The following is a 2450-nucleotide window of genomic DNA, read 5'->3' as shown; positions in this document are numbered from 1 at the left end:
TCCGCCGCCCTGCGGCCGCACCCGAGAGGGCGGGATCAGCGGCTTTGCGATTTCCCACAGCCCGTCCGGAACAATCCAACTCCACGTACCCCGCCCCATAACCAGCCCAACGACCGCCTCACCACATAGGACACGGTCTTAGGCGGCGAATCGGTTGGTGTGGCCGGGCAACTGCTGCCCCGGGCGCAGGAACCGCTGGCTGCCCTGTTCGTCGCGCACTGCGAGGAACCCGGCGTCCGTCAGCCGCTGTGCGATCATCCTGCGGCGGACCGTGCCCATCTTGAACGCCACGGTGCACAGCAGTGCGACCGCTCCGCCGGAGGCGACCGCTTCGACTGGCGAGCTGTTGTCGATGAACATCAGGACGGTCAAGACCGCGCAGGCGAGGTAGACCAGGAGCTTCTGGCGCCGGTCGGCGACGTACAGGGCCATGACGTCGAAAGTGACGAGATCCTTCAGCACCGCCACGGCACCGGCCGCTTCGGGGAGCGGCTTCAGCGAGCCCTGCTTCAGCCCCGGCACTGTCCCGCCGTTGCCCGCCCGCGGATGGGCGGTGATGGTCGCCGCCTCGCGGACGCGCGCGTCGGGCCGCAGGTCCCGGTACATCCTGACCTGGACCAGTGAGTTCTTGAACCCGGTCCTGTACGCCATGCCGTACGTGTAGCCGTACTGCTCCACCACATGCGCCAGAGCGGCCGCCTTCGCCGCGGAGCCCTGAGGGGCGATCTCAACGATGTCCTGCTGACGGGCGATCTGCTGGAGCACTCCCGCTATGTGACGTTCCACCGACACCCTGTTCTCCACCCCCTGGGACCCCGCGCCCGGGCCCGACCGGCGCACAGCCTAGAGGGCGCGCCACTGGTCGAAACACGCACGGTGCCCCGACCACGGACCGGGAGACCCCGCTTCAGGCGGCGACGTCGGCGGTGTGGCAGAGCGGGACGCCGACCGCACCGGCCCGCGAGGTGCCGATCTCGATCTCGGCCCATTCCGCGGCCCGGATCCACGTGAGCTTGACCATCCAGTCGAATTCCACCCGCCTCACGCCCAAGCGGGTGGCGGCCTGGTCGGGGCCGAGCGGGGTGTCCGCGGCGACGAGCTCGACCAGGTCCCCCTCACGCACGGACCTCGGCTATCTGGCCGAGGTGGCGCAGTGTGCCTTCCGGGTTGCCGGACAGGTCGACCAGCAGGCTGCGGGTGATGAGCCGGCGGACCACGAATGAGGTGACCGCCGCTTTCTCGCCCATCGCGTTCAGCGTGCCAAGTGCGGCGGCGATCCGATCCGCGGCCACACCGCCGCAGATCGGCTCCTGGTCCATCGCGGTCCGTACGGCGCCGGTGTTCAGCGTCTCGACTGCCATCCGCGTCCACCGTCCTATCAGGAGGTCGGGGGCCGGGACGATCCTGGCGTGCCGCGCCCGCCGGAATACCGTTACCGGCGCTTCACTCTCTCCTGATGAAAGGAGACCCCATGCCATGACCTACCTGCACACCGACTTGGAGCTCAACGCGCGGGAGGAGCCGACAGCACGTGAGCTGACCGACACCATCGACGCACTCCTCACCTCCGTCGACCCTGCTGGGATCATCGGAGACGAAGCCCAGTGGTACCTCGGCACAGCGCTGGAAGGCCAGGACAACCTGGAGCTGGTACTGCCTTTGGGATGGGACCGTGAGGTCGCCCTGCGCGTACTGCTGACGGACAAGTCGTTCACGGTCGGCTGGGGTGGCGAGCTGGGCGAGAACCCGCTGGTGGTGTCCTTCGAGGCAGCCATGCCCTCCTTTGGAGAGATGACGGCCGCCGTCGAGACGGAGCTGTCCCGCGAGCTGAGGGTCTCGGGACGCCGACGTCTCTTCGGCGGGGCGTCGGAGTTCCACCTCCGCCACGAAGAGAGCTGGACCGACCTGCTGCGCGGCGGCACGCCGTCGCGGGAACAGGACCTGAAGCGAGCCTCGCATGAGGCCACGCTGCGGACGGGCTGACCGTCCTCCTCGCACCACACTGCGGGCCCCGGCACCCTGTGCCGGGGCCCGCAGCATTGTGCGGACTCCTTTAAGATCGCGCCCGCGTACGCGAGGGGGAGATTCATCCGTCCGGGCACCCCAACAGCCCGGCGAAGAGCCCCGTCCCGGCCCGCGTTCTGGAAGGCTTCGGCCATGAGCGGGGACGCCGGTGAGGACCTGGTCGTGAAGACGCACGCGGTCGCCCGGCGGCTCGGGGGCCGGGTGTTCCAGTGCGATGCGACGGCGGTGTGCCAGGTGCCGGACGGCATCCGCGTCTACGCCCTCCTCGACGGCGTCGGCGACACCCGCACCGTCCGGGCCTGGACCCGTACCGCCGCGCGGCGTCTGGCCCGCGCGGCCGCCGGACACGGCGACGCGGAGGCCGGCCTGCGGGCCGAGTACGAGCGCTACGCCGCCGACCCCGCCCGCCACGCCCCCGACCTCCT

The 2450-nt window shown here is 70.2% G+C and carries 4 protein-coding genes and 2 pseudogenes; 2 read left to right on the top strand and 4 right to left on the bottom strand.

Translation table 11 applies throughout. The features are described from left to right. The 4 genes and pseudogenes from ADL08_RS37580 to ADL08_RS09425 all read right to left on the bottom strand — a co-directional run. A pseudogene (locus ADL08_RS37580) lies at positions 1–99 on the bottom strand (IS5/IS1182 family transposase); the annotation flags it as partial. Positions 100–138: 39 nt separating this feature from the next. Then, complete coding sequence (locus ADL08_RS09435) at positions 139–786, bottom strand: hypothetical protein (protein ID WP_159043016.1); 648 nt, start codon at positions 784–786, stop codon at positions 139–141. Positions 787–907: 121 nt separating this feature from the next. Next, a complete protein-coding gene (locus tag ADL08_RS09430) occupies positions 908–1123 on the bottom strand; it encodes a hypothetical protein (RefSeq protein ID WP_053641623.1) in 216 nt (71 codons plus the stop codon). Then, positions 1116–1361: a hypothetical protein gene (locus tag ADL08_RS09425; RefSeq protein ID WP_053641622.1), complete on the bottom strand. Its 246-nt coding sequence runs from the start codon at positions 1359–1361 to the stop codon at positions 1116–1118. The genes ADL08_RS09430 and ADL08_RS09425 overlap by 8 nt, the downstream gene beginning before the upstream one ends. A 115-nt stretch (positions 1362–1476) precedes the next feature. On the opposite strand from ADL08_RS09425, the gene ADL08_RS09420 reads away from it, so the two are divergent. Both ADL08_RS09420 and ADL08_RS37575 read left to right on the top strand, forming a co-directional pair. After that, positions 1477–1983, top strand: coding sequence for a hypothetical protein (locus ADL08_RS09420; RefSeq protein ID WP_053641621.1), 507 nt, complete (start codon positions 1477–1479; stop codon positions 1981–1983). Between the two features lie 174 nt (positions 1984–2157). Further along, a pseudogene (locus ADL08_RS37575) lies at positions 2158–2450 on the top strand (hypothetical protein); the annotation flags it as partial.

The sequence above is a fragment of the Streptomyces sp. NRRL F-6492 genome, from assembly GCF_001280125.1.
In the GTDB taxonomy this organism is placed as follows: Bacteria; Actinomycetota; Actinomycetes; order Streptomycetales; family Streptomycetaceae; genus Streptomyces.
Note: the sequence above shows the minus strand (reverse complement) of the source record. Positions and strands in the feature narration are given on the sequence as shown.